21 protein-coding genes and 1 other RNA gene are annotated in these 23754 nt (G+C 69.8%); 9 read left to right on the forward strand and 13 right to left on the reverse strand.

All coding sequences use genetic code 11. The features are described from left to right. The first annotated feature begins 69 nt into the window (after positions 1 to 69). Positions 70 to 1374 carry a S41 family peptidase gene (locus tag DER72_RS05900; RefSeq protein ID WP_258306215.1) on the forward strand — a complete coding sequence of 435 codons (1305 nt, stop codon included), beginning with the start codon at positions 70 to 72 and terminating at the stop codon, positions 1372 to 1374. Here the strand turns inward: DER72_RS05900 and DER72_RS05905 are convergent. The 4 genes from DER72_RS05905 to DER72_RS05920 all read right to left on the reverse strand — a co-directional run bounded on the left by DER72_RS05905 (position 1352) and on the right by DER72_RS05920 (position 5978). Next, a complete protein-coding gene (locus DER72_RS05905; RefSeq protein ID WP_110069077.1) occupies positions 1352 to 2650 on the reverse strand; it encodes a UbiH/UbiF/VisC/COQ6 family ubiquinone biosynthesis hydroxylase in 1299 nt (432 codons plus the stop codon). The genes DER72_RS05900 and DER72_RS05905 overlap by 23 nt on opposite strands. 65 nt (positions 2651 to 2715) lie before the next feature. Next, entirely contained in the window at positions 2716 to 3945 is a 1230-nt protein-coding gene (ubiH, locus tag DER72_RS05910; protein ID WP_110069078.1) for a 2-octaprenyl-6-methoxyphenyl hydroxylase, read from the reverse strand. A 66-nt stretch (positions 3946 to 4011) separates the two neighbouring features. Next, positions 4012 to 5349: a Xaa-Pro aminopeptidase gene (pepP, locus tag DER72_RS05915; protein ID WP_110069079.1), complete on the reverse strand. Its 1338-nt coding sequence runs from the start codon at positions 5347 to 5349 to the stop codon at positions 4012 to 4014. 50 nt (positions 5350 to 5399) lie between these two features. Next, positions 5400 to 5978, reverse strand: a complete 579-nt coding sequence (locus tag DER72_RS05920; RefSeq protein ID WP_110069080.1) for a UPF0149 family protein — start codon at positions 5976 to 5978, stop codon at positions 5400 to 5402. A gap of 175 nt (positions 5979 to 6153) precedes the next feature. On the opposite strand from DER72_RS05920, the gene DER72_RS05925 reads away from it, so the two are divergent. The 3 genes from DER72_RS05925 to DER72_RS05935 all read left to right on the forward strand — a co-directional run bounded on the left by DER72_RS05925 (position 6154) and on the right by DER72_RS05935 (position 7344). Beyond that, positions 6154 to 6453 carry a cell division protein ZapA gene (locus DER72_RS05925; protein ID WP_110069081.1) on the forward strand — a complete coding sequence of 100 codons (300 nt, stop codon included), beginning with the start codon at positions 6154 to 6156 and terminating at the stop codon, positions 6451 to 6453. Positions 6454 to 6506: 53 nt separating this feature from the next. Further along, positions 6507 to 6691: non-coding RNA, 6S RNA (gene ssrS / locus DER72_RS05930), on the forward strand. Positions 6692 to 6711: 20 nt separating this feature from the next. Continuing rightward, on the forward strand, positions 6712 to 7344 hold the full coding sequence (locus DER72_RS05935; protein ID WP_110069150.1) for a 5-formyltetrahydrofolate cyclo-ligase: 633 nt from the start codon (positions 6712 to 6714) through the stop codon (positions 7342 to 7344). Positions 7345 to 7687: 343 nt separating this feature from the next. On the opposite strand, the gene ilvA is transcribed toward DER72_RS05935, so the two are convergent. Further along, the gene (ilvA, locus tag DER72_RS05940) at positions 7688 to 9202 is read right to left on the reverse strand and encodes a threonine ammonia-lyase, biosynthetic (RefSeq protein ID WP_110069082.1); all 1515 of its coding nucleotides are present in this window, start codon (positions 9200 to 9202) and stop codon (positions 7688 to 7690) included. Positions 9203 to 9570: 368 nt separating this feature from the next. Between ilvA and rpiA the strand changes: the two genes are divergently transcribed. Further along, positions 9571 to 10245, forward strand: a complete 675-nt coding sequence (gene rpiA / locus DER72_RS05945) for a ribose-5-phosphate isomerase RpiA (RefSeq protein ID WP_110069151.1) — start codon at positions 9571 to 9573, stop codon at positions 10243 to 10245. 25 nt (positions 10246 to 10270) lie between these two features. Here rpiA and waaA read toward each other — a convergent pair whose 3' ends face one another. The 3 genes from waaA to DER72_RS05960 are packed head-to-tail and all read right to left on the reverse strand — an operon-like array spanning position 10271 to position 14095. Continuing rightward, a complete protein-coding gene (gene waaA / locus DER72_RS05950; RefSeq protein WP_110069083.1) occupies positions 10271 to 11572 on the reverse strand; it encodes a lipid IV(A) 3-deoxy-D-manno-octulosonic acid transferase in 1302 nt (433 codons plus the stop codon). Then, on the reverse strand, positions 11572 to 13002 hold the full coding sequence (gene hldE, locus DER72_RS05955; RefSeq protein ID WP_110069084.1) for a bifunctional D-glycero-beta-D-manno-heptose-7-phosphate kinase/D-glycero-beta-D-manno-heptose 1-phosphate adenylyltransferase HldE: 1431 nt from the start codon (positions 13000 to 13002) through the stop codon (positions 11572 to 11574). The genes waaA and hldE overlap by 1 nt, the downstream gene beginning before the upstream one ends. Next, positions 12992 to 14095 carry a glycosyltransferase family 9 protein gene (locus DER72_RS05960; protein ID WP_110069085.1) on the reverse strand — a complete coding sequence of 368 codons (1104 nt, stop codon included), beginning with the start codon at positions 14093 to 14095 and terminating at the stop codon, positions 12992 to 12994. The genes hldE and DER72_RS05960 overlap by 11 nt, the downstream gene beginning before the upstream one ends. Here DER72_RS05960 and DER72_RS05965 point away from each other — a divergent pair. After that, positions 14094 to 14816 carry a 3-deoxy-D-manno-octulosonic acid kinase gene (locus tag DER72_RS05965; protein WP_110069086.1) on the forward strand — a complete coding sequence of 241 codons (723 nt, stop codon included), beginning with the start codon at positions 14094 to 14096 and terminating at the stop codon, positions 14814 to 14816. The two genes, DER72_RS05960 and DER72_RS05965, sit on opposite strands and share 2 nt — an antisense overlap. Here DER72_RS05965 and DER72_RS05970 read toward each other — a convergent pair. Both DER72_RS05970 and DER72_RS05975 read right to left on the reverse strand, forming a co-directional pair. Then, complete coding sequence (locus DER72_RS05970; protein WP_181395611.1) at positions 14789 to 15835, reverse strand: glycosyltransferase family 9 protein; 1047 nt, start codon at positions 15833 to 15835, stop codon at positions 14789 to 14791. The two genes, DER72_RS05965 and DER72_RS05970, sit on opposite strands and share 28 nt — an antisense overlap. Beyond that, positions 15832 to 16974 (reverse strand): glycosyltransferase family 4 protein, encoded by a 1143-nt coding sequence (locus DER72_RS05975; protein ID WP_258306218.1) that lies wholly within the window; start codon positions 16972 to 16974, stop codon positions 15832 to 15834. The genes DER72_RS05970 and DER72_RS05975 overlap by 4 nt, the downstream gene beginning before the upstream one ends. Before the next feature lie 38 nt (positions 16975 to 17012). Between DER72_RS05975 and DER72_RS05980 the strand changes: the two genes are divergently transcribed. Then, complete coding sequence (locus tag DER72_RS05980) at positions 17013 to 18107, forward strand: glycosyltransferase family 9 protein (RefSeq protein WP_110069088.1); 1095 nt, start codon at positions 17013 to 17015, stop codon at positions 18105 to 18107. Here DER72_RS05980 and DER72_RS05985 read toward each other — a convergent pair. Further along, positions 18058 to 18840 (reverse strand): glycosyltransferase family 2 protein, encoded by a 783-nt coding sequence (locus tag DER72_RS05985; RefSeq protein ID WP_110069089.1) that lies wholly within the window; start codon positions 18838 to 18840, stop codon positions 18058 to 18060. The two genes, DER72_RS05980 and DER72_RS05985, sit on opposite strands and share 50 nt — an antisense overlap. A gap of 130 nt (positions 18841 to 18970) precedes the next feature. Between DER72_RS05985 and DER72_RS05990 the strand changes: the two genes are divergently transcribed. After that, the gene (locus DER72_RS05990; protein ID WP_110069090.1) at positions 18971 to 20662 is read left to right on the forward strand and encodes a sulfatase-like hydrolase/transferase; all 1692 of its coding nucleotides are present in this window, start codon (positions 18971 to 18973) and stop codon (positions 20660 to 20662) included. Between the two features lie 6 nt (positions 20663 to 20668). On the opposite strand, the gene waaF is transcribed toward DER72_RS05990, so the two are convergent. Next, the gene (gene waaF / locus DER72_RS05995) at positions 20669 to 21727 is read right to left on the reverse strand and encodes a lipopolysaccharide heptosyltransferase II (protein WP_110069091.1); all 1059 of its coding nucleotides are present in this window, start codon (positions 21725 to 21727) and stop codon (positions 20669 to 20671) included. Next, positions 21720 to 22676, reverse strand: coding sequence for an ADP-glyceromanno-heptose 6-epimerase (rfaD, locus tag DER72_RS06000; RefSeq protein WP_110069092.1), 957 nt, complete (start codon positions 22674 to 22676; stop codon positions 21720 to 21722). Before rfaD ends, waaF begins: the two co-directional genes overlap by 8 nt. A 99-nt stretch (positions 22677 to 22775) precedes the next feature. Between rfaD and glyQ the strand changes: the two genes are divergently transcribed. Continuing rightward, complete coding sequence (gene glyQ / locus DER72_RS06005) at positions 22776 to 23753, forward strand: glycine--tRNA ligase subunit alpha (RefSeq protein WP_110069093.1); 978 nt, start codon at positions 22776 to 22778, stop codon at positions 23751 to 23753. Position 23754: the final 1 nt, after the last annotated feature.

The following is a 23754-nucleotide window of genomic DNA, read 5'->3' on the forward strand; positions in this document are numbered from 1 at the left end:
GCGCTATTTCCCTGCCCGGGGCTGCCGAGCTATGCTGGCCTCTTACCGTTTCGAAACAGCGGAGATCGCATGACCCCAGCGCTTCCCATGCCTGGCAGGGCCGGCCTTGCCCTCTCGCCGCGACGCCTGCTGGCCTCGCTTTTGCCCATCGCCCTGCTGGCACTCCCTCTTCCCGCCGTGAGCGCAGTGGAGGATGACCTGCCGGTGGAGGAGATTCAGACCTTCGCCGAGGTGTTCGAACGCATCAAGCGTGCCTACGTGGAGGAGGTGGATGACGCCACCCTGCTGCGCAACGCCATGCGCGGCATGCTCAACGAGCTCGACCCCCACTCCGCCTTCCTGGATCGCGAGCAGTTCCAGAGCCTGCGTGAGTCGACCCAGGGCGAGTTTGGCGGGATCGGCATCGAGGTGGGGCTGGAGGGTGGCCAGCTAATGGTGATCACCCCCATTGATGACACCCCTGCCTCCCGTGCCGGCCTACAGGCCCGCGACCAGATCCTGCGCATCGACGACACCCCCACCGATCGCCTCTCCCTACAGGAGGCGGTCAACCTGATGCGCGGCGAGCCAGGCACCCCCATCGAGCTCACCATCCTGCGCCGCGGCGAGAGCTCGCCACGCACCATCACCCTGACCCGCGAGGTGATCCGCACCGTGAGCGTGCGCAGCGAGCTGCTGGAGCCGGGCTACGGCTACCTGCGCGTCAGCCAGTTCCAGACCCGCACCGGCGACCAGGTCGTCGAGCAGATTCGCCGCCTGGAGCGCGAGGCGCCGCTATCCGGTCTGGTGCTCGACCTGCGCAACAACCCCGGCGGGGTACTGCAGGCGGCGGTGAGCGTGGCCGATGCCTTCCTGGAGGATGGCCTGATCGTCTATACCGAGGGGCGCCTGCCCGACGCCGAGATGCGCTTCAGCGCCACCCCTGGCAGCATCGCGCCGAAGGTGCCCCTGGTGGTGCTGATCAACGGTGGCAGCGCCTCAGCGGCAGAGATCGTCGCCGGCGCCCTTCAGGACCAGCGTCGGGCAGTGGTGATGGGCACCGAGAGCTTCGGTAAGGGCTCGGTGCAGCAGATCATGCCGCTGGGCAATGGCGAGGGGCTCAAACTCACCACGGCTCTCTACTACACCCCCAGCGGCCGCTCCATCCAGGCCCAGGGCATCGAGCCCGATGTGAAGGTGGTGCGTGGCCGGGTGGAGGTGGCGGAGACGGGGCGCGAGGTGCGTGAGGCGGATCTCGAGGGGCATCTTCGATCGCGGCAGGCCCCGCGGGAGCGCACCGAAATGAGTGAGCGCCTGCGTGAGGATTACCAGCTCGGCGAGGCGCTCAACCTGCTCAAGGCGCTCAACGTGCTCAGCCAGCGTCTCGGCGGCTGAGCGCTCGGCAGGCGAGAGGCAGGCGGCCGCGAGGCCCCGTCGCCTGCTGTATTATCAGGCGTTTGAGCGGCGTGAAGCGCTCCACGGCGCTCAGCCCCAGGTTGCGGGCTAGAGTGAGCGCCGGATGGCGGGCGCCGAACAGTAGCCGGAAGCCATCCATCAGCGCCAGCATGGCGGCATTGTCGCCCCGACGGCGCCGCGCGTAGCGGGCCAGGATCCGCTCATCGCCCAGCGCTGCACCGCGCCGGTGTGCCACCAGCAGCTCTTCGGCCAGCACGGCCGCATCCATCAGCCCCAGATTCACCCCCTGGCCCGCCAGGGGGTGAATGGTGTGGGCGGCATCTCCCACCAGCGCCAGACCCGGCAGCACGTAGCGCTGTGCGTGGCGCTGCACCAGCGGGAAGGCCATGGCGCGATCGACTACCGCCACCTCCCCCAGGCGGTGGTCGATGGCCGCCGCCAGCTCCTCCCCCAGCGCCTCGGGCGCCAGGCCCAGCAGGCGCTCGGCCTCCTCCGGCGAGGTGGACCAGACGATGGAGCAGTGGTCGCGCGCGCCGGCGAGCTGCAGCGGCAAAAAGGCCAGGGGGCCGGTGGGCAGGAAGGCCTGGCGAGCCACCTCGCCGTGGGGCCGCGCCACCATCACCGTGGTCACCACGGCACGATGGCCGGTGTCGCGCTGGCGGGTCTCGATGCCGGCGAGCTCACGCAGCGCCGAATGAGCGCCGTCGGCAGCCACCACTAGGGGCGTCATCAGCCGGCGACCATCCGCCAGCTGCAGGCACCACCCCTCCCCGGCGCTCGTCAGGCCGGCCACCCGGGCACCCAGCAGCAGCCGCACCGAGGGCAGCGCCATCAGGCACCGCTCCAGGGCGGCCTGGGTGACGTCGTTTTCGACGATATGGCCCAGCTTCGCCACTCCAGCCTGCTCGGCGGAGAAACTCACCTCGCCGCTGCCTTCGGCGTCCCAAACCTGCATGAAGCGGTAGGGGCTGACGCGGCGGGCCGCCATCCACTCCCAGGCGCCAAGCCCCTCCAGCAGCTGCTGGGAGAGCGGCGTCAGGGCGCTGACTCGCAGGCCAGGCAGCCCGCGACCGACAGCCTCGTGGTCGAGCAGCGACTCGCGGGCATCCACCAGGGCCACCTCGATACCCGCCTCGCCCAGCAGGCAGGCGAGGGCCGAGCCGACCATGCCGCCCCCGACCACCACCACCTCGGCGTGCTCCTCAATGCCCGCCGGCGGCTCGCGGCTCTCGTCAGGTTCCGCCTTCGGCTCCATCGACCCGCTCCTGCTCACTGCACTCATGGTCGCCTCCTCATGACACTTCTCTTCTAGCTCTAGCGCTAGCGCTCCAGCCCCATGGCGCGCCTGGCCAGGCCGCGGCGCAGCGGGCCGGCCAGATTGAGGCCGATCAACCCCGCCGCCCGGGCATGGGAGAGCAGCGCGCTGTCGATGCCGAACAGCCGCACCAGGCCATCGCTAAAGCGGATCACGCTGTTTTGGTCAGCGTGACGGCGCGCCTCGAAGTCGGCCAGCACCCCGGCGCTCCCCGGCGCCTCACCGCGCTCTCGGCCCGCCTGCATGGCGGCGACCAGGTCCATCACCCCGCGCAGCGCCAGGTTGAAGCCCTGCCCTGCCACCGGATGCAGCGCATGGGCTGCATTGCCCAACACCGCCAGACCCGGGCGTGTGGTCTCGCGCGCGGTCACCAGGCTGAGCGGGTAGGCATGGCGACTCCCCACCCGTCGGAAGCGGCCGGCGCGGTCACCGAAGGCTCGCTGCAGCTCGGCCAAAAAGTCGCCGTCGCCAAGGGCCAGCCGGCGCTGCTCGGCACCCAGCGGGTGGGTCCAGACCAGCTCCATGGCCTGGCCGCGCAGCGGCAGCAGAGCGATGGGGCCCTCCGGGGTGAAGCGCTCCCAGGCCTTGCCGCCGTGGGGCAGGCTAACCTCGACGCTGGCAATCAGTGCGACTTGGTCATAGGCGTGGCTGTCGCTTTTGATGCCGAGCTGCTCCTTGAGCCCCGAGCGGCCACCGTCGGCCAGCACGGTGAGCCCAGCTTCGAGGCGCCTACCGTCGGAGAGGGTGAGGCGGTGGCCGCCGGACGTCGGCGCGATCTCCTCCACCCTGGCCGGACAGTGCCAGGCGATGGGCAGCTCGGCCAGGCGCCGGTGCAGCACCCGGCCCATCCAGGCGTTGGGAATCACATATCCAAGGGCGTCCACCCCCAGCTCTTCGCTGCTCAGTCGTGTCGCCCCGAAACGGCCTCGCTCGCTGACGTGGATAGACCGGATCGGCGCGGCGTGCTCGGCCAGGGCCGGCCACAGCCCCATACCGGCGAAGTGCTCCGCCGACCCCTGGGCGATGGCGCTGGAGCGGGCATCGAAGCTGGGCTGGAAGGGGGCGTTGGCCATCTCGCGAATCGGGGCGGCCTCGATCACCGCCACCGAAAGGCCAGCCTTTTCGATCATGGGCACCAGGACACAGGCGAGAGTGGCCCCCACCAGGCCGCCGCCGACGATGGCGATATCCACCTGCCGCTCCTCTGTCGCATGGGCCACCTGGGCTCTGGTCATAGCGTAACGCCTCCCGGTATCGTAACGTACATTACATAATGCTATGTCTGGAACCTCCCATGGCGGTCACTTCTCCGCCATTAGCGCCTCGATCTCGTCAATCCCTTTGGGCACGTCGGCGGTGAGTACTTCGTGGCCATCGGCCGTCACCGCCACATCATCCTCGATACGGATACCGATGCCGCGGAAGCGCTCGGGAATATCCTCATCGGCGGGGATATAGAGGCCGGGCTCCACCGTCAGCACCATGCCCGGCGCCAGGGGGCGCGGCTCCCCCGCCTCGCGGTAGCTCCCCACGTCATGGACGTCGAGCCCCAGCCAGTGGGAGGTGGAGTGGAGGTAGAAGCGCCGGTAGCTCTCGTCATCGATGCGTGCCTGCACCTCGCCCTCGAGCAGCCCCAGGCCGATCAGCCCCTCGGTGAGGCCCCGCACCACGCCCTCGTGGAGCTCGGCCAGGGTCACCCCGGGCGCGATCGCCGCCACGGCCCGCTCCTGAACCTCCAGCACCAGGGCATAGAGGGCGCGCTGGGCCTCGCTGAAGCGGCCGTTCACCGGGAAGGTGCGGGTGATGTCGCCGGCATAGAGGTCGAACTCGGCGCCGGCGTCGATCAGCACCAAATCGCCGTCCCGCAGCGGGGCGCGGTTCTCGATGTAGTGCAGCACACAGGCATTGGCGCCGCCACCGACGATGCTGGCATAGGCCGGCCCGCTGCCGCCCTGCCAGCGGAACTCGTGCTCCAGCTCGGCCTGGAGGTGGTACTCGGCGAGCCCCGGGCGCGCCGTGCGCATGGCCCGCACATGGCCCCTGGCGGAGATCTCGGCGGCATGGCGCAGCAGCGCGAGCTCCGCCTCGCTCTTGATCAGCCGCGCCTCGTGGAGCAACGGCGCCACATCCGCTAGCGCCGTCGGGGGCGAGGCGCCCTGGCGCACCCTGGCGCTCAGGGCGCTGCGCACCTCCTCGGCGATGGCCATGGCCTCGGGGCTGTCCAGGGGCAGGTAGAGGGTGCGACGGCCGTCCAGCATCGTCTCGAGCCGCTCGTCGCGCTCGGCGTTCTCGAAGGCCTGGTCCACCGCGTGCTCGCGCACCGCCCCCTCGGCGCCCAGCCGGATGCCGGTCCAGGCCTCCATCAGCGGATTGCGATCCTGGCAGAAGAGCACGCTCTCGCCCTCGGGGCGCCCCGGCAACAGCACCAGCAGGGCATCGGGCTCCGGGAATCCCGTCAGGTAGTGGAAGTCGCTGTCCTGGCGGAAGGGAAACTCGCTGTCCCGGGAGCGGGTGACCAGGGAGGCGCCGGGCAGCAGCACGGCGCTGTCGGCGGGCAGCGCCGCCATCAGGGCGCGGCGCCGTGCCAGGTACTCGTCGTTGGTGATGGGGGCGGGACGGGGCAGGATCTCGGGCAGCATGGAGGCTCCTCTGGATGGGGATCGGCGTCTGGGCTCAGGCAGGCACAGGGTCAGTGGCGGGTGTCGTCCCCGGCATCCTCGACCTGGGGCCTGCCGGGATGCTGCTCGGTGTAGAGCAGCATGGCGGCCATGCGGACATGCTCGGTGAGGGCGAAGAGGTCCCCCTCGTTCTCGGCGCTCTCCTCGAGCTCGACCTCCATGGCGGCCACGGCGGCCAGGTCGTCGAGGGCTTCGCGCAGGGCAGGCGACCAGGCCTCGCGGGGGCCGTCACCGGCGTCCCTGACCACCTCCAGGAAGCCCAGGGTCCACTCCTGGAGCCCCCGGGCACGCTCGGCCAGGGAGAAGAGGTCGTCGGGCAGCAGCGGCTCGAAGCCGAGCTCGCTGCCGGCCAGGGCGTCGAGGGTCTGGCGCCGCCAGCCGAGGAAGCGTTCGGCACTGGGCTCGTCGCGGGGCTGCTCGACGCCCAGTGCCAGGCAGACCTCCTCGAGCCAGGCCTCTGCGGAAAGATCGTGCATGGCCAGACCAGCACACAGGCGGCCATCCAGGAAGGCCGGCGACTGCATGCTGCCGTGGAGCAGAAAGAGGTCGGCGATGGTGGAGAAGTCCTGGCGTTCGTTGATCAGTGACATGAGAAGATCCGTGACGGGTGCGGGTAAGAGAGAGCCTCGCCGGGGGCGGCGCGTTGACCGCCCCGGAAGGGCTCTCTTATAGTGAGGTCCGAAACCTTTCCTGCCATGGATGTTAACGCATCGGGCCACCGGGGCGCGCGGCAGCTCTCCCGGCAGGCCGACCCGGAGCCTTCCGATGACCGACGCCTCGCGTCCGACCACCGAGATCACCCTGCTGGGGCGCAGCTACATCATTGCCTGCCCGCCCGACGAGCAGGACAAGCTGGAGCGCGCCGCCCGCTACCTGGACCGCGCCATGGGCGGCATCCACGCCCAGAACAAGCTGCTGGGCACCGAGCGGATCGCCATCATGGCGGCTCTCAACATCGCCAACGAACTCCTCGAGGCACTGGATACCCAGCGCGCCAGCGAGCGTCACCTGGACACCCTGAGTGCCCGCCTGGAGCGCGCCCTGGCCGATGCCCCCCAGCGCTGAGCGCCCGCTGCAGAATCCGTTGGCCACTCCCGGTGGCTCTGGTAGGATGAAGGTGTTCCCTGGGGTGTTTGCCAGTCGTTATCGTCCCTCGAGCCTATGCGCAGTACCCAGGGGGCCATATGCTAGCCGGACCCGTGTGCATGTCCGTGCGTCGGAAAGCCTGACGGTTCGGCTGCGGCCACCCACCTTGAACCACTGGGTTCAAGGGCCAGAACGACAGCGGCACTCTGGGGAACCTCGTCTGCCATGACCCACCTCATGACGACACCAGCCGCACCCCTTCTTCTCGAATCCTTCGACGGTTCTCGCCAGGCCCTACGCCGCGAGCTGCGTCGTCGTCGTCGTGCCCTGCCCCCAGCGCAGCGCCAGGCCGCCAGCCAACGCCTGTGCCGCCTGCTGCGCCGGCTGCCGGAGGTCCAGCGCGCCCGGCGGGTCGCCCTCTACCTGCCCAACGACGGCGAGATCGACCCCACGCCGCTGATCGGCTGGCTGCGCCGCCGCGGCGCCCGCGTCCACCTGCCGGTGCTGCGTCCACTCTCGCGCAACCGGCTGTGGTTCGTGCACTACCACCCCGACACCCCCATGGCGACCAATCGCTACGGCATCCCGGAGCCCGAGACCCGCCATGGCGCGCATCGCGCCCGGCGCCTGCCCGCCTGGGCCCTGGACCTGATCCTGCTGCCGCTGGTGGGCTTCGACGAGGAGGGGCAGCGCATGGGCATGGGCGGCGGCTTCTACGACCGCAGCCTAGCTTTCACCCGCCGCCCCGGCCCGCGGCCAAGGCTGATCGGCCTGGCCCACGAGTGTCAGCGGGTCGCCTCCCTGCCGGTGGAGCCCTGGGACGTGCCACTGGACGCCATTGTCAGCGACGCTCGGGTCATTCGGCCCTGACACCCGCTCCCCCAGCGACAGCGAACGGGGCGATGCCTCTCGGCATCGCCCCGTTCGCTGTCGCTCTCTGGTCATGGCGCTGTCGACCGCCTCACCGAACTCAGCTACCCGCGAGCGCCTGGGCATAGCCGGTCGCCACGAGGCCGATACCGAACAGCAGCACCAGTGCCATGACCAGATCGGGCTTGCGCTTCATCATCGACTCCGTAGGGGGGGCACTGGGCGTGACTATAGGACCATCCGGCCTTCACGACAACCACCTCAACCCAATGCTTACAGATTGAAACACCCGGCTGCCGTGACACAGGGCACGAGTCAGCGCTTACCCCGCCGGGACACCCGGTCAGGCCATGAACAGCCGGTAGGCGGCGTTGTCCGTCTCCTTCCAGTAGCGGTAGCCGATCTCGTCGAAATGCTCCTTCACGTGGGTGCGGTCACCGTTGGGGATCTGCATGCCGACCAGCACCCGGCCGTAGGCGGCGCCATGGTTGCGGTAGTGGAACAGCGAGATGTTCCAGTCGTGGGGCAGGTGGGTCAGGAAGTTCATCAGCGCGCCCGGGCGCTCCGGGAACTCGAAGCGGTAGACCTCCTCGTCGAAGTGCTCGCGGGGCCGGCCGCCGCCCAGGTGGCGGATATGCAGCTTGGCCAGCTCGTTGTCGGTGAGGTCCTCCACCGGGTAGCCCGCCTCCCGCAGGCGGTCGATCACCGCCTGGCGATCCTCGCCGCCCGGCTTGACCTGGACGCCGACGAAGATATGGGCGTTCTCGGGGTCCGCGTAGCGGTAGTTGAACTCGGTGACCATGCGCTTGCCGATGGTCTTGCAGAACTTCTTGAAGCTGCCCGGCTGCTCGGGAATGGTCACCGCGAGGATCGCCTCGCGCTGCTCGCCCAGTTCGGTGCGCTCGGCGATATGCTGCAGGCGGTCGAAGTTGGTGTTGGCGCCGGAGTTGATGCACAGCAGGGTCTGCCCTTCGGCGCCACTCTGCTGGATGTACTTCTTGAGACCCGCCAGGGACAGGGCGCCGGAGGTCTCCGAGACCGCCCGGGTATCCTCGAAGATGTCCTTCACCGCGGCACACATTTCGTCGGTGTTAACGGTGATAACCTCGTCGATCAGGTCACGGACGATGGAGAAGGGCACCTTGCCGATCTGCGCCACGGCCACCCCCTCGGCGAAGACGCCGACCTGCCCCAGGGTCACTCGCCGCCCGGCCTCCATGGCCGCCTTCAGGCAGGCGCTGTCCTCGGCCTCGACGCCGATCACCTTGATGTCCGGGCGCAGGTACTTCACGTAGGCGGCCACCCCGGCGATCAGACCGCCGCCACCCACCGGCACGAAGATGGCGTCTAGGCGGCCCGCGTGCTGACGCAGGATCTCCACGGCCACGGTGCCCTGGCCGGCGATCACGTCGATATCGTCGAAGGGCGGGATATAGGTGTAGCCGTGCTCCTTGATCAGCTCCTGGGCGTGCTCGGCAGCCGCGGCGAAGGCATCGCCCTTGAGCACCACCTTGGCCCCGCGGGCGCGCACCGCCTGGACCTTGATCTCCGGCGTGATGCGCGGCATCACGATCACCGCCTTGACGCCCATCAGCTTGGCGGCCATGGCCAGGCCCTGGGCATGATTGCCGGCGGACGCCGCGATCACGCCCCTGGCCTTCTGGGCCTCGCTGAGCTGGGCCATCTTGTTGTAGGCGCCGCGAATCTTGAAGGAATAGACCGGCTGGAGGTCCTCGCGCTTGATCAGAATGGTGTTGTTGAAGCGACGGGAGAGGAAGGGTGCCGGGGAGATCGGCGTTTCCCGGGCGGCTTCGTAGACCCGGGCCTGGAGAATCTTCTTGACGGTAGCTTCGAGCATCCTGATATCCCAGAGGCGTGACGCGGGGCGCCAGACGGTTGCTGCACTGCAGAGAACCCCTATTGGTAGCATCCCGGCCGGCCTGGCGTCCAGCGGCTGCCATCGGGAGGACAGCGCGCAGCAGCGCTCAAGGCTGTTCCGGCGACAGGCCTTCGAGGGGGCGCTATGAATACGTCCCTGTAGGCTACCTCGGCCATCCCTGGTCCTCGGACCCCCTCTCCGACCTGTCCCCGGCGCCTTTCGCTCGTGCAGTGTTTTGCCCTCATCGGCAGACGGGCCTCGCTGGCCTATAATGGCGCCCGACTTCCCGCCCATCCATTCCGCCGATTCACCCCACCCAAGGAGAGCGACCCATGACCCAGGCCGGCCTGACCCAGGATCAGCTGAAGGACGCCGTGGCCGCGGCCGCCATCGACGAGATCAAGCCCTGGCTTTCGCGCAGCACCGTGCTCGGCATCGGCACCGGCTCCACCGCCAACCTGTTCATCGACCGGCTGGCCGCCCTGCGCGACGACTTCAAGGGCGCCGTGGCGAGCTCCGAGGCCAGCGCCGAGCGCCTGCGCGGCCACGGCATCGAGGTGTTCGAGCTCAACAGCGTCGGCACCGTGCCCTTCTACATCGACGGTGCCGACGAAGTGAACGCTCACCTGCACATGATCAAGGGCGGCGGCGCGGCCCTGACCCGGGAGAAGATCGTCGCCGCCTGCGCGGAGAGGTTCATCTGCATCGCCGATGCCTCCAAGAAGGTCGAGCGGCTGGGCGAGTTCCCGCTGCCGGTGGAGGTGATTCCCATGGCGCGCTCCTACGTGGCCCGGGAGCTGGTCAAGCTGGGCGCCGATCCGGTCTATCGCGAGGGGGTGGTCACCGACAACGGCAACCAGATCATCGACTGCTTCGAGTTCATGATCGACGACCCGGTGGCCATGGAGGCCAGGATCAACGCCATCGTCGGCGTGGTCACCAACGGCCTGTTCGCCGCCCGCGGCGCCGACGTGCTGCTGCTGGGAACCGAGCACGGCGTGGAGCGACTGACCCCCGCCTGACCTGCCCCGACGGCGAAGCGAGCCCTCACTTCGTCGGCAGCAGCCGCGCCAGGCCCTCGAGGGTGCGCGCCAGCGCCCCGCGGTTGGCCGCCACCACGGCGCGGCCCGCCTCGCCGAGCCGGCGCCGCTCGGCGGGGTCGGCGAAGAGCGCCGCCAGGGCGGCGGCCAGCGCCGCCTCATCGGCCGCCTCTACCAGGGCCTCGGCCTCGCGCAGCACCTCGGCCACCTCCGCGAAGTTGGCAAGCGCAGGCCCCGTGAGCACCGGCACGCCGAGGGCGGCCGGCTCCAGCAGGTTGTGCCCCCCGACCGGCACCAGGCTGCCCCCCACGAAGGCGAGATCCGCCGCGCCATAGAACGCCAGCAGCTCCCCCATGGTGTCGCCCAGGTAAACGGCCGAGGTGGCCGTGGGCCACTCGTCCCGGGAGCGGCGCGCCGCGGGCATGCCCGCCTGCTCGCAGAGCGCCGCCACGCCATCGAAGCGCTGGGGATGGCGCGGCACCAGCACCAGCAGCGCCTCGGGAAGAACCTCGCGGAGTCGCGCATGGGCGGCCAGCAGCACCGTCTCCTCCCCCTCGTGGGTGGAACCGGCCACCCACATCGGGCGCTCACCGAACCGGGTGCGCAAGCGCTCACTCACCTCGAGAGCCTTGTCATCGAGGGCGATATCGAACTTTAGCGAGCCCACTACCGTCGTGCGCGCCTCGGCCATGCCCAGCTCGAAAAAGCGTTCGGCATCGGCTCTCGACTTGGCCGCCAGCCAGTCGACGCAGGCCAGCGCCTCGCGCATCAGGGGGCGCAGGCGGCGGTAGCCGCGGAAGGCCCTGGGCGAGAGCCGGCCATTGACCACCGTCACCGGCACCCCCTGGCGCCGGCAGGCAGCCAGCAGGTTGGGCCACAGCTCGGTCTCGAAGAAGAGCGCCAGCGCCGGCCGCAGCCGGGTGACGAAGCGCGCCGCGGCGCCGGGAAAGTCCAGCGGCACGAAGCGGTGGACGAGGCGGTCGTCGTCGCGGGCCGCCGCCAGGGCCCGGGCGCGCTCGGCGCCGGTGGCGGTCATGGTGGTGAGGGTCAGGCGATGCCCGGGGTAGCGCGAGAGCAGCGCCTCGATCAGCGGGCGGGCCGCCAGCACCTCGCCCACGGAGGCACAGTGCAGCCACAGCATGGGCTCGCCGGGCGGCGTCTCGGGAATGCGCCCCAGGCGCAGGGCCCGGGGACTCTCGCCGCCCTCCCCGCGGGCGTCAGTGAGCGCATGCTCACGGCGGATGCGCCGCCAGATCAGCGGTGACAGCAGATGCAGCGCCGCCGAGTAGAGGGCCCGGGGCCAGCCCATCAGGCCTCGCGGTCGAGGATGGTGGAGATCATCGCCGTGGTGGAGACGCCATCCTCGAAGCCCAGCACCTTCACCTCGCCGCCGGCCTGGCGCACCGCCTCACCGCCGGCGATCTGCTCGGGGCGGTAGTCGCCGCCCTTGACGAGGACATCGGGCAGCACCGCCTCGATCAGCCGCTGGGGGGTGTCTTCGGCGAAGGGCACCACCCAGTCCACGGCGCCGAGGCCGGCCAGCACCTGCATACGCCGCGCCAGGGGGTTGATGGGACGCTTGGGCCCCTTGAGGCGGGCGATGGAGGCGTCGTCGTTGACCGCCACGATCAGCCGGTCGCCTAGCCGGCGCGCCTGCTCCAGGTAGGCCACGTGGCCGGCGTGCAGGATGTCGAAGCAGCCGTTGGTCATCACCACCCGCTCGCCGCGCGCCTGGGCGGCGCGCACCGCCTCGATCAGCGGCGCCTCCTCGATCACTCCGAACTCGGCCAGCTTGTCACCGTGCAAGGCGGTGTAGAGCTCGGCGATGGAGAGGGTGGCGGTGCCCTGCTTGGCCACCACCAGGCCGGCGGCCAGGTTGGCCAGGGTCATCGCCTCGGGGAAGGCGTGGCCGGCGGCCAGGGCCAGGCCCAGCACGCCGATCACGGTATCGCCGGCACCGGTGACGTCGTAGACCTCCCGGGCCCGGGTCGGCAGGTGCAGCGGCTCGTGCCCCTCGCGGATCAGGGTCATGCCCTTTTCGCTGCGGGTGATCAAGAGCGCCTCGAGCTCGAGCTCGGCACGCAGCGCCTCGCCGCGCTCGGCCAGCTCGGCGTCGTCGCGGCAGTGGCCCACCACCGCCTCGAACTCGGCCAGGTTGGGGGTGATCACGCTGGCCCCGCGGTAGCGGGAGAAATCGCTGCCCTTGGGGTCCACCAGCACCCGCTTGCCGCTGGCACGCACCAGGCGGATCAGCTCCTGGACCCGGTTCAGGGTGCCCTTGCCATAGTCGGAGAGGATGACGAGGTCCGCCTCGGGCAGCGCCTCTTCCACCCGCGCCAGCAGCGCCGAGGTATCCACCTCGCCGAGCCCCTCCTCGAAGTCGAGGCGGATCAGCTGCTGGTTGCGGCTCATCACCCTGAGCTTGGTGATGGTGGGAATGCCGGGGCTGCGGGCGAAGTGAGCGCCCACTCCGGCATCTTCCAGGCGGGACACCAGGCGGTCGGCGTTGTCGTCGTCCCCCACCAGCCCGGCCAGGGCGGCACGGGCGCCCAGGGAGGCGATATTGAGCGCCACGTTGGCGGCGCCGCCGGGGCGGTCCTCGCTCTGCTCGACGCGCACCACCGGCACCGGCGCCTCGGGGGAGATCCGCGAGGTGCCGCCGTGCCAGTAGCGGTCGAGCATGACGTCGCCCACCACCAGCAGGCGTGAGCGCTCCAGGGCGGTCAGATCAAGTTTCATCGTCGGGAAGCTCCCTTTCCGGGTGGGTGGCGGCGGCGTGGTCGAGCACCGCCTCCAGGCGTTCGATCACATCCTCGGCGTGGATCAGCGACATGGCGTCGGGGTGGCGCACCCGCTGTCCCCAGGGGATCTCCTCCAGGGACTTGTGCAGGTAGGTGGCCACGGCATCCGGGTAGCGATCGACCACGAACTCCCGCCAGCAGTAGGGGGCGGCGCGGTCGGGGTTGGTGGTGGCATAGAGCCCCACCACCGGCGTGCCCATGGCATTGGCCATGTGCACCGGCCCGGAGTCCGGGGCGATGACGGCGCGGGCGCGGGCAATCAGCGCCAGCAGGCCCTTCAGCGAGGTGCCACCGATGGCATCGATCACCGAGCCGGGCTCGCACAACGACTGGATCCGCTCGCCCATCTCGCGCTCCTGGGTGCTGCCGCCGCCGGTGAGCAGCGTCGGCAGGCCGTGCTGCTCCCAGGCGTGCTGGATCACCGCCGCATAGCCCTCGGCAGACCAGTTGCGGAAGTTGCGCAGCCGCGGGTTGGCGCAGGGGCTCATCAGCAGGTAGGGGGCGTCACCGGTCAGCGCCAGGGCCTCGTCATAGGCCGCATCGGGCACCGGCAGGTCCCATGCCAGGGAGAGGTCCTCCACACCCAGCAGGCGCGCGAAGTCCAGGAAGGAGTCCAGCACGTGGGCCCGGGGATGGGGCGCCAGCTGGCGATGGGTGAACCAGTGCTGGGCATCCTTGGCGCGCGCCTTGTCATAGCCCACCCGCACCCCGGCCTTGAGGCCGAGCGAGAGCACGCTGGCGCGAAGCGCCTGCTGCATGTGCAGCAGCACGTCGAAGCGGGTGTCGGCCAGCTCGCGCCACAGCGCACGCATGCCGGCAAGCCCGGTGGCCTTGTCGTAGACCACGAACTCGACCCCGGAGAGGCCCGCCAGTAGACTGTGCTCGCCCTTGCCGATGATCCAGGTGATGCGCGCCTCGGGCCACTGGCGCTGCAGGGCGCGAACCGTCGGTACCAGGTTGCAGACATCGCCCAGAGCGGAGAGTCGCAGCACGCCGATGTGTCGGGGTTGTGCAGGCAGAGGATGCTTCATGGGGTTGGCAACGTGTCGAGCGGGAAAGGTTTTCATTCTATATGATGCGGCGCGTTTATGTGACGCCGCGGCCGAAGTGCCGCCCGGGCCGCAGCTCGTCGACCCCGACCACTGGCGGAGCCAGGGGCGAGTCACCGGCGAGGCGCCGGGGCGCGGCGCCAGCCTCTTCCTGGACGCCGGCGCAGGCCACGAGTGGGTGCTGCGCCCCTACCGCCGCGGCGGCCTGATCGCCCGGCTCAGCGCAAAGCGCTACCTGTGGACCGGTCTCGAGCAGACCCGCGCCTTCCGCGAACTGCGCCTGACCGCCGCCCTTCATGAACGCGGCCTGCCGGTGCCCCGCCCGGTGGCCGCCGCCGTCACCCGCCATGGCCTCACCTACGAGGCCGCCCTGATCACCGAACGCATTCCCGGCGCCCGCGCCCTGGCCGACCTGCTCGAGGCTCGCCGGGCCGGCGACGCGCTGCTCGCCGAGGTGGGTCGGACGATCCGCCGCTTCCACGACGCCGGCCTCGACCACGTGGACCTCAACGCCCGCAACCTGCTGGTGGACGAGGCGCAGCGCGTCTGGCTGATCGACCTGGACCGCTGCCGGCTGCGCCCGAAGGGCGCCTGGCAGGACGCCAACCTGGCACGCCTAGAGCGCTCCCTGGTGAAGTTCGGCGCCGGTGATGCCATGGCGCCGATCCGGCGGGGCTACGGGGAGGCGCCGGCGTCCGGCTGACGCGGCGCTTCACGCTCGGGATAGACCCGCGTCAGCAGCTCCTCGAGCCCCTGCAGGATATCGGTGCTGCCCGGCACCTCGCCGCTTCTCAGGAAGACCGCCTCGTGGCAGGACTCGTAGCGAGGCCAGTAGCGATAGGGCAGCGTCTGAAAGAAGATCCCCAGGGTCGGCGTATGGGTAGCCAGCGCCAGGTTGCGCACGCCGGTATCCCCGCACACCAGCGCAGATACGCCGGCCATCCAGGGGCCCAGCGCCTCCAGAGACATGCGCGGCTGAACCTCGACGTTGGCCTGCCGCGCCGCCACCTCGGCCAGGAAGTCGCCGGACTCCTCGGTCTTGTGTCCCTCCAGCAGCACGTGGTGGTAGTCCGGAAACTCCCGCGCCGCCCTGTCGATCAGCTGGCACCAGGAGTCCAGGGAGAGGGACTTTTCCGCCTTGGAGGCGAAGGGAAAGTAGGCAATGACCCGGGGCGACTCCGCCGGCCGATGCACCGGCATGGCGAAGTCGAGCGGGTAGCGCGGCTTGTGCCCCATGACCTTGAGGAAGTCGAGCAGCACCTCGGCCTCGTAGTGATAGTTGGAGCGCCGCAGACCCACGTCGTAGAGCAGCCGGTTGAACACGCCGCGATAGGGAAAGCCCAGCTTGATGGCGGCGGGGGCCATCAGCGTCAGCACCCGGGAGCGGGAGGTATCGGCCAGGTCGAAGAGAATATCCACGGGTTCCAGGGCGCGCAGCGAGCGCCACTGCTCCGCCAGGCTGCCTCGCGTCTCCTGCACGAAGACCTCATCCACCAGGTCCTCCGGCACCGCATAGCGGTAGGTCGTCACCGTGGCCAGGGTGATATGCGCCTCGGGAAACAGCCGCCGCAGCTCGACCAGAAAGGGCCTTGCCGCCATGTAGTCGCCGAAGGCGCACTGGCGGATCACCAGAATGCGCTTCACCTCGTTCGGGGCCGTACTCTCCAGCCAGCGCCGTCCGCGCCGGCTCAGGTAGGCACACTTGTCGATCCAGGCTCTCACTCGCCCTCGGCTCCTTGTTGATTCTCGTATTCACGGATCAGGCTGGCCACGTGGGCCGCCAGGGTAAAGTCCTTCTCGACGCGGCGCCGCGCCGCCTGCCCCAGGCGCTGGCGCAGCTCGGCGTCATCGGCCAGCTCGGCCAGGGCGGCGGCCCAGGCCGCGGCGTCCTCGGGAGGCGCCAGGCGCCCCGTCTCGACCTCGAGCAGCTCGGGAATGGCCCCGCTGTCGCTGCCAACCACCGCCTTGCCGGCCGCCATGGCCTCGATCACCGTCAGGCCGAACGCCTCGTTACGCGAGGGGACGCAGACGATCTCCAGCGCCTCGAACAGGCGCGGCAGGTCGCGGCGAAAGCCGGTGAAGGTAATACGTGCCTCGAGGCGCAGCTCATCGATGCGCCGACGCAGGGCCGCCACATGGGCCTCGTCGCTGCCCTCCTCCGCCGTCAGGCCGCCGATCAACACGCCGTGCCAGGCAAGCTCGGGCCGAGCCTCGGCCAGGCGGGCCAGCGCCTCGATCCACACCTCCTGCCCCTTGCCCGGCGTCAACCGCCCCGGCAGGCCGATGGCCACGGCGCCATCGGGCACGCCCAGCTCGCGGCGCAGCGCAAGGCGCGCCTTGTCGTCGAGACAGGGCGCATAGGGGGCCGGATCGATACCCAGGTAGAGACGCCGGATGCGTTCGGCGGGGAGCGGGAAGGCGGCCAGGTTGCGCTGTCGGGTCGCCTCGCTGATGGCGAAGAGCCGGGTGACCTTGCCGTAGGCCCAGCGGTGGTAGAGGTCCTTCTTGGGGCGGGTCACTCCCATATGGTCGGTGAAGAAGAGGCGCAGCGATGGCCGCAGGGTCACCAGCAGTGCCCCCAGACGCAGGTCGCTGGACTTGTGGCAGTGGATCACCTCGATCCCGTGTGCCCCGAGGTAGGCCAGCACGCGCCCCGCGGCCAGCAGCGCCCGCCCCTTCGAGGCCAGGATCAGCGGCTCGACGCCGGCTTCGCGGAAGCTCTCGGCGACCCGGGAGCCGGCCAGGGCCAGACCGTAGGTCTGCCACCCCTGGCGGGCCAGCTCGGGTATAATCCGTGATGGATACATTTCCAATCCGCCCCAGCCGCTGGAGAGACAGATATGCAGGACCTTGTGCGACAAGGCTGACTCCTTCGGTATCTCGGGGCTCGGGAGCCCGGATGACTGCTACTTCCGCTGCCCCGGGCGCGTCCTCGCGCCTGCTGGTGGTTCGCAACGACAAGCTCGGCGATTTCATGCTGGCCTGGCCAGCGCTGGCCCGCCTCAAGGCGGCCAGCCCCGCCCCCCACGTCAGCGTGCTGGTGCCAGCCTATACGGCGCCCATGGCGCGACTCTGCCCCTGGGTCGACCGGGTGCTGGTCGATCCGGGCGAAAAGGCCGACCGCAACGAACACCGGCGCCTTCTGGCCGAGGTGAAGGCGGCACGCTTCGATGCGCTGCTCACGCTCTTCTCCACACCGCGCATCGGCTGGCTGGGGTGGCGTGCGGGCATTCCGCTGCGCCTGGCCCCGGCCACCAAGTGGGCGCAGCTATTCTACAACCGAAGGGTGGTGCAGCGCAGGTCGCGCTCGGAAAAGCCGGAATACCGCTACAACATCGAGCTGGCCGAGGCGCTGCTGACCGAGCTCGGCCTTGCCTCGGGGACCGCCCCCGAGCCTCCCTACTGGCCCCTCCCGGAAGGCGAGCGCCGGGCCCAGCGCCAGCGCCTCGCCGAGGAACTCGCGCTCGACCCGACACGGCCCTGGGTCTTCCTGCACGGAGGCAGCGGCGGTTCGGCGGTAAACCTCTCCCCCGCACAGTATGTGCGGTTGGTGCAGGAGGTGGACGCCCGCCTGCAGGGGGCGCAGCGAGCCCAGTGGGTGCTGACCTCCGGCCCCGGCGAGGAGGCCACCGCCGAGGCGATCCTGGCCCCGCTGCGCGAAGCCGGCATCGAGGTTCATCGCCTGCCGCCGCGGGCCGGCCTGGATGACTTCGCCCGGACGCTGGCGGCGGCGGATCTTTTCATCGCCGGCTCCACCGGGCCGCTGCATCTCGCCGGCTGCCTGGATCTCGCCACCGCCGGTTTCTACCCGGCCCACCGCTCCGCCACCCCCCTGCGCTGGCAGACCTGCAACCGCGCCGATCACCGCCTCGCCTTCTGCCCGCCCGCCAGCGCTGGCGAGCAGGACATGGCAACGATCGACATCCCCGCGGCGGCCGAGGCGATCAACGATCTCTTGCGCCGTCTTCCGGCGGAGGTGACGTCCGGGTCCTGATCCACAGGTCGGCGTACTTGGCGAAGGTGGAGTGGGCCGAGAGCAGCGCCAGCAGCAGCCCCTGTCGGCCGTCGAGGAAGCCCGCCTTGAGCAGGTACATGCGCAGGAAGCAGCCGATACCGTGGCCGATGCCCGCGGCGAGGCTGCCGCGCTTGCCGCGGGCCGCACGCTGCTCGGCCCAGGCCTGGGCGTAGTGGGCGGACTTCTCGAGGTAGTGGCGCAGGTCGCGGTAGGTGTAGTGGAGCAGGTCGCCCTCGAGAGGTCGCACCGCCAGCCCCTCGGGGTTTTCCAGCTTCTCGTGGACCAGGGCCTCGTTGTAGCCGGCACGCCCCCGGGGGTAGAGGCGCGCCACCCGGTCCGGGTACCAGCCCGAATGGCGGATGAAGGCGCCGAAGCACCAGGAGAGGCGCGGCAGCGTATAGATCGCCGTTGCCCCCTCGGACAAGGCCGCCTGAATGCTCTCGCGCAGCGCCGGCGTCACGCGCTCATCGGCATCCACCATCAGGATCCAGTCGCTCTCCACCAGCGCCTCGGCGCGCCGGCGCTGGCGGCCGAAGCCCTGCCAGTCATCCTCCACTGCCACCTTGTCGGTAAAGTCGCGGGCGATCGCGAGGGTCCCGTCGGTGCTGCCGGCATCCACCACCACGATCTCATCGACCCAGGCGAGGGTCTCCAGGCAGGCCCGCAGGTGATCCTGCTCGTTCTTGACGATGAGCACGGCGGCAATCGACATCGATAGTCCTTGAGGGCGAAGTGGGACGCTCAGTGTAAGGCGCCCCCCCTGCCGGCACCACCCGGCCGAGTGTGTGACGCCTCCCAAGGCTTGATAAGCTCTGCTGATAGCCCCCTGACCGATGATACCCATGCCCCTTCCCCAACTGCCCTCTCTCCTTCGCCACCCGCGCTGGTGGGCCCTGCTCGCCATCGGGCTCTGCCTCGGCTATGCCGTGGTGACCATCAGCCTGCTGCCCGCCTGGGCCCTGACGGTGATCGCCGGCGCCTGGCTCGGTACCGGCTGGCTGCTGCGCTGGGGTGCCCCGCGTGCCCCGCGCCCGGCTGCCAGGGTGTGGCCCTGGTCGTTGCTGCCCCTGGCGCTGTGGGGGCTCTACGTCTATCTCAACGACAGCTTCGGCATCGTCGACCTGGGGGCGATCTTCTTCCACCTCCAGGCCGGTATGTCCGACCACGGCGGCAGCGACCGCCTGGTGGCCGCCGTGCTCTACAGCCTGAGCATGCTCGCCCTGCTGGCGGCCTTCACCTGGCTGGTACGGACCGACCACCGCTGGCGGCTGGGCGAGCGCCTGCTGGCCCTGGTGCTGCTGGCCAGCAACCCCCTGCTCTACGGCATGACCCAGCGCGGCGCGGCCATCGTTACCGACGATGGCGCCTGGCTGGACCGCCGCTACGTGGCGCCGGTGATCGAGCAGGCCCCGTCCGATCCGCCCAACTTGCTGCTGCTCTACCTGGAGAGCATCGAGCGCACCTACGCCGACCGCGAGCGCTTCGGCGACGCCTATGCCGACCTCGATGCGTTGGGCGAACGCGGCCGGGTCTTCGAGGGGGTTCGCCAGCTCGACAACACCGGCTGGACCATGGCCGGCATGATCGCCAGCCAGTGCGGTACACCGCTGATGCCCGCCGGCCTGCTGCATGACCGGCAGTTCTCGCCGCTGGACAAGGTGGTGCCCGGGGTCGACTGCCTGGGCGATCTGCTCAGCGAGCAGGGCTACCGACTCAGCTACCTGGGCGGCGCCAGCACCGCCTTCGCCGGCAAGGGGCTCTTCTACGAGGGTCACGGCTTCGACACCGTGCTGGGCCGCGAGGAACTGGCGCCTCGGCTCGAAGACCCCGACTACGTCAACAACTGGGGGCTCCACGACGACTCGCTCTATGACTTCACCGTCGAGGAGATCCGCCGGCTGGAGGCCGAACACGACGGCCCCTGGGGCGTGGTCAACCTCACCATCGCCGGCCACGCCCCCAACGGATATCCCGCCCAGAGCTGCATCGACCGCCAGGGGGAGTTCGACGGCGTCGACATCCTCTACTCGGTGGAATGCTCGGCCTGGCTGGCCCGGGACCTGGTGGAGCGCCTGGAGGCGGAGGGGCTGCTGGAAAACACCCTGGTGGTGGTGGCCAGCGACCACCTCACCATGCGGGTCTCGGTGTGGGACCTGCTGATCGCCGGCGAGCGCGACAACACCTTCATGCTGCTCGGCCCCGGCATCGAGGCCGGCACTCGCACCCGGCGGGAGGCCTCCATGGTCGACCTCTTCCCGACCCTGCTGGAGGCGATGGGCTTTACCATCGATGAGCACCGTGCGGGTCTCGGCGTCTCGCTGCTGGCCGACACCGAGACCCTGGTGGAGCGTCACGGGCTCGCGGGGATCAACACCCGGATGCGCGAGGAGAATGCCCTGCAGCAGCGACTCTGGGAGGGCCTGGTGCCAGACCGCCCTCAGGAGTCCGAGGAAAAGGAGTCGTCGCCGACCGACGACCAGGTGGTGGAGTCGCCCTATGACGCCACCGGCGAAACGCCGGCCAGCGTCCAGTAGGGCAGGCTACTTCTCGACGGCCAGGCGGCGCTCGGCGGCGAGCACCGCCGCCAGCAGCCGCTCGGGGGAGAGGTCGACGAGACAGCGGGTATGGCCCAGGGGGCAGGTCCGGGCGAAGCAGGGGGAGCAGTCGAGGCCCAGCGTGTGGATCTCGGCGCTGTCGGTGAGCGGGGGGGTGTAGGCCGGCGAGGAGGAGCCATAGAGGGCGTGCACCCGGGTACCCACCGCCGCCGCCACGTGCATCAGCCCCGAGTCGTTGGTGACCACCTGGCGGCAGTCGGCCAGCAGGTCCACGGCGTCGGCCAGCCGTGTCCGCCCGCAGAGGTTGTGGACATGCTCCAGCCCCCGGGCGATCGCCTCGCCGGCCTCGGCATCCTTGGGGCCACCCAGCACCCGCACCTCGAACCCCTCGGCCACCAGCGCCTCGGCCAGGGTGCGAAAGTGCTCGAGCGGCCACTGCTTGGCGGGACCGTACTCGGCCCCCGGCATCATGCCGATGGCCGGGCGTGACGAGAGCCCGTGAGCCCGACGCAGCTCGGCGAGATTGGCGGCATCCACGGCGAGGCGCGGGCGCGGTATCGGGACGTGACCATCGAGCGTCTCCCCGGCGGGCAGCCCCAGGGCCACGAAGCGCTTCACCGTCTGGTCGAGCACGGCCTTGTCGAGCCGGCGTCGCTCGTTGAGCAGGCCATAGCGCTGCTCGCCGGTAAAGCCGACACGCTGCGGAATGCGCGCCAGCCAGGGCACCAGCGCCGACTTCCAGGAACGCGGCAGCACGATGGCGCGATCGAAGCGGCCGCGCAGGGTGCGGGCCACATCGCGGCGTGCCTTCCAGCCAAACTCGCCGTGGCCAACGTCCAGAGCGATCGCCTCGTCCACCTCCGCCATGCGCTCGAGCACCGGCAGCGACCAGCCGGGCGCCACCACGCCGAGGCGGCAGCCCGGATGGCGCGCCTTGAGGGTCATGAACAGGCTCTGGGCCATCACCATGTCGCCGACCCAGGAGGGGCCAACCACCAGGATCCGCTCGCTGCCGGACTCTCCCGGAGGGGCCGGCTCAGCCATTCAGCCACTCCAGGTACTCGCCGACCCCCTCGGCCACGGTGCGAAACTCGCGGTCGTAGCCCGCCCGGCGCAGGCTGCCGATGTCGGCACGGGTGTAGCTCTGGTAGCGCCCCTTGAGCTCTTCGGGAAAGTCGATGTACTCGATGGTGCCGCGGCCGTAGTAGTCGATTACCGCCTCGCCGATCGCCTTGAAAGGCTCGGCGCGACCGCTGCCCAGATTGAAGATACCGGACACCTGGGGATTGTCGAGGAACCACAGGTTCACGCTGACCACATCGCCCACGTAGACGAAGTCGCGACTCTGCATGCCGGCCTCATAGCCCTCCCAGGCACCGAACAGCTTGACGCTGTCGCCGCCGCGGATCTGGGTGTGGTGATGATAGGCGACGCTGGCCATCTTGCCCTTGTGCTGCTCCCGGGGGCCGTAGACATTGAAGTAGCGAAAGCCCACCACCTGGCTCTCAAACTCATCCCAGCGGGCGCGCACGTACTGATCGAAGAGCAGCTTGGAGTAGCCGTAGACGTTGAGCGGCTTCTCGTGCTCCGGCGCCTCCACGAACACCTCGCTGCCGCCGTAGGTGGCCGCCGAGGAGGCGTAGAGGAAGGGGATGCCGCGCTTCTGGCAGAAGTGCAGCAGCACCTTGGAGTACTCGAAGTTGTTGTCGAGCATGAAGCGACCGTCCCACTCGGTGGTGTCCGAGCAGGCCCCCTCGTGGAAGATCGCCTCGATCTCGGGCAGCTGGGCCGGCTCGCCGCGCAGCTCCGCCTCGACCCGGCGACGGAAGTCGTCCTTGTCCAGGTAGTCGCCGAGGGTGCAGTCGGCCAGGTTGACGAACTTGGTGCCATCCAGGAGGTCGTCGACCACCATCACATCCTGCCGGCCGCGCTCGTTCAGCGCCTTGACCAGATTCGAGCCGATGAAGCCGGCTCCGCCTGTCACTACGATCATGGGGAGAATCCTCTGTCTCGGGGCGTGCGCCTATAACCGATCTTCCGGTGATTGTATACTTGACGCCCTGTGAATTCATGGCCAACGGTGCTTTCCGCAATGACTCTCTCGTCCTCGACATCCGCGCCGACCTCCGGGCCGGCGCCTGACGTCTCGACCTTCCAGGGGTTGATCCTGGCCCTGCAGCAGTACTGGGCCGACCAGGGCTGCGTGATCCTTCAGCCCCTCGACATGGAGGTCGGCGCCGGCACCTTCCATCCGGCCACCTTCCTGCGCGCCATCGGCCCCGAGACCTGGAACTCCGCCTATGTGCAGCCGTCGCGCCGCCCCACCGACGGCCGCTACGGCGAGAACCCCAACCGCCTGCAGCACTACTACCAGTTCCAGGTGGTGATGAAGCCCTCCCCCGCCGACTTCCAGGAGCTCTACCTGGGCTCCCTCAAGCACCTCGGCCTGGACCCGCTGGTGCACGACATCCGCTTCGTCGAGGACAACTGGGAGTCCCCCACCCTGGGCGCCTGGGGGCTGGGCTGGGAGATCTGGCTCAACGGCATGGAGGTGACCCAGTTCACCTACTTCCAGCAGGCCGGTGGCATCGAGTGCTACCCGGTCACCGGCGAGCTCACCTATGGCCTCGAGCGCATAGCCATGTACCTGCAGAACGTCGACAGCGTCTACGACCTGGTCTGGACCGTGGCACCGGACGGCTCCAGGGTCACCTACGGCGATGTCTACCTGCAGAACGAGCGCGAGCAGTCCGCCTACAACTTCGAGCATGCCGACGTCGACTTCCTGTTCGGCGCCTTCGACCAGCAGGAGCGCGACTGCGCCCGCCTGCTCGAGGCCGGCCTGCCGCTGCCCGCCTACGAGCAGGTGCTCAAGGCCTCCCACACCTTCAACCTGCTCGACGCCCGCCACGCCATCTCGGTCACCGAACGCCAGCGCTTCATCCTGCGCGTGCGCACCATGGCCCGGGACGTGGCCCACGCCTACTACGACTCCCGCAAGGCCGCCGGCTTCCCGCTGGCTCCCGAGGCCCTGCGGAAGGAACTGCTTGCCGACGAGGGAGACGCTTGAG

The organism is Halomonas sp. A11-A (assembly GCF_003182195.1).
Taxonomy (GTDB): Bacteria; Pseudomonadota; Gammaproteobacteria; order Pseudomonadales; family Halomonadaceae; genus Halomonas; species Halomonas alkalicola.

Coding starts and splice junctions, on each gene's coding strand:
- DER72_RS05900 (WP_258306215.1), top strand. CDS start 70: ATGACCCCAGCGCTTCCCATGCCTGGCAGGGCCGGCCTTGCCCTCTCG.
- DER72_RS05905 (WP_110069077.1), bottom strand. CDS start 2,650: ATGGAGCCGAAGGCGGAACCTGACGAGAGCCGCGAGCCGCCGGCGGGC.
- ubiH (WP_110069078.1), bottom strand. CDS start 3,945: ATGACCAGAGCCCAGGTGGCCCATGCGACAGAGGAGCGGCAGGTGGAT.
- pepP (WP_110069079.1), bottom strand. CDS start 5,349: ATGCTGCCCGAGATCCTGCCCCGTCCCGCCCCCATCACCAACGACGAG.
- DER72_RS05920 (WP_110069080.1), bottom strand. CDS start 5,978: ATGTCACTGATCAACGAACGCCAGGACTTCTCCACCATCGCCGACCTC.
- DER72_RS05925 (WP_110069081.1), top strand. CDS start 6,154: ATGACCGACGCCTCGCGTCCGACCACCGAGATCACCCTGCTGGGGCGC.
- DER72_RS05935 (WP_110069150.1), top strand. CDS start 6,712: ATGACGACACCAGCCGCACCCCTTCTTCTCGAATCCTTCGACGGTTCT.
- ilvA (WP_110069082.1), bottom strand. CDS start 9,202: ATGCTCGAAGCTACCGTCAAGAAGATTCTCCAGGCCCGGGTCTACGAA.
- waaA (WP_110069083.1), bottom strand. CDS start 11,572: ATGGGCTGGCCCCGGGCCCTCTACTCGGCGGCGCTGCATCTGCTGTCA.
- hldE (WP_110069084.1), bottom strand. CDS start 13,002: ATGAAACTTGATCTGACCGCCCTGGAGCGCTCACGCCTGCTGGTGGTG.
- DER72_RS05965 (WP_110069086.1), top strand. CDS start 14,094: ATGGGGTTGGCAACGTGTCGAGCGGGAAAGGTTTTCATTCTATATGAT.
- DER72_RS05960 (WP_110069085.1), bottom strand. CDS start 14,095: ATGAAGCATCCTCTGCCTGCACAACCCCGACACATCGGCGTGCTGCGA.
- DER72_RS05980 (WP_110069088.1), top strand. CDS start 17,013: ATGACTGCTACTTCCGCTGCCCCGGGCGCGTCCTCGCGCCTGCTGGTG.
- DER72_RS05985 (WP_110069089.1), bottom strand. CDS start 18,840: ATGTCGATTGCCGCCGTGCTCATCGTCAAGAACGAGCAGGATCACCTG.
- DER72_RS05990 (WP_110069090.1), top strand. CDS start 18,971: ATGCCCCTTCCCCAACTGCCCTCTCTCCTTCGCCACCCGCGCTGGTGG.
- waaF (WP_110069091.1), bottom strand. CDS start 21,727: ATGGCTGAGCCGGCCCCTCCGGGAGAGTCCGGCAGCGAGCGGATCCTG.
- rfaD (WP_110069092.1), bottom strand. CDS start 22,676: ATGATCGTAGTGACAGGCGGAGCCGGCTTCATCGGCTCGAATCTGGTC.
- glyQ (WP_110069093.1), top strand. CDS start 22,776: ATGACTCTCTCGTCCTCGACATCCGCGCCGACCTCCGGGCCGGCGCCT.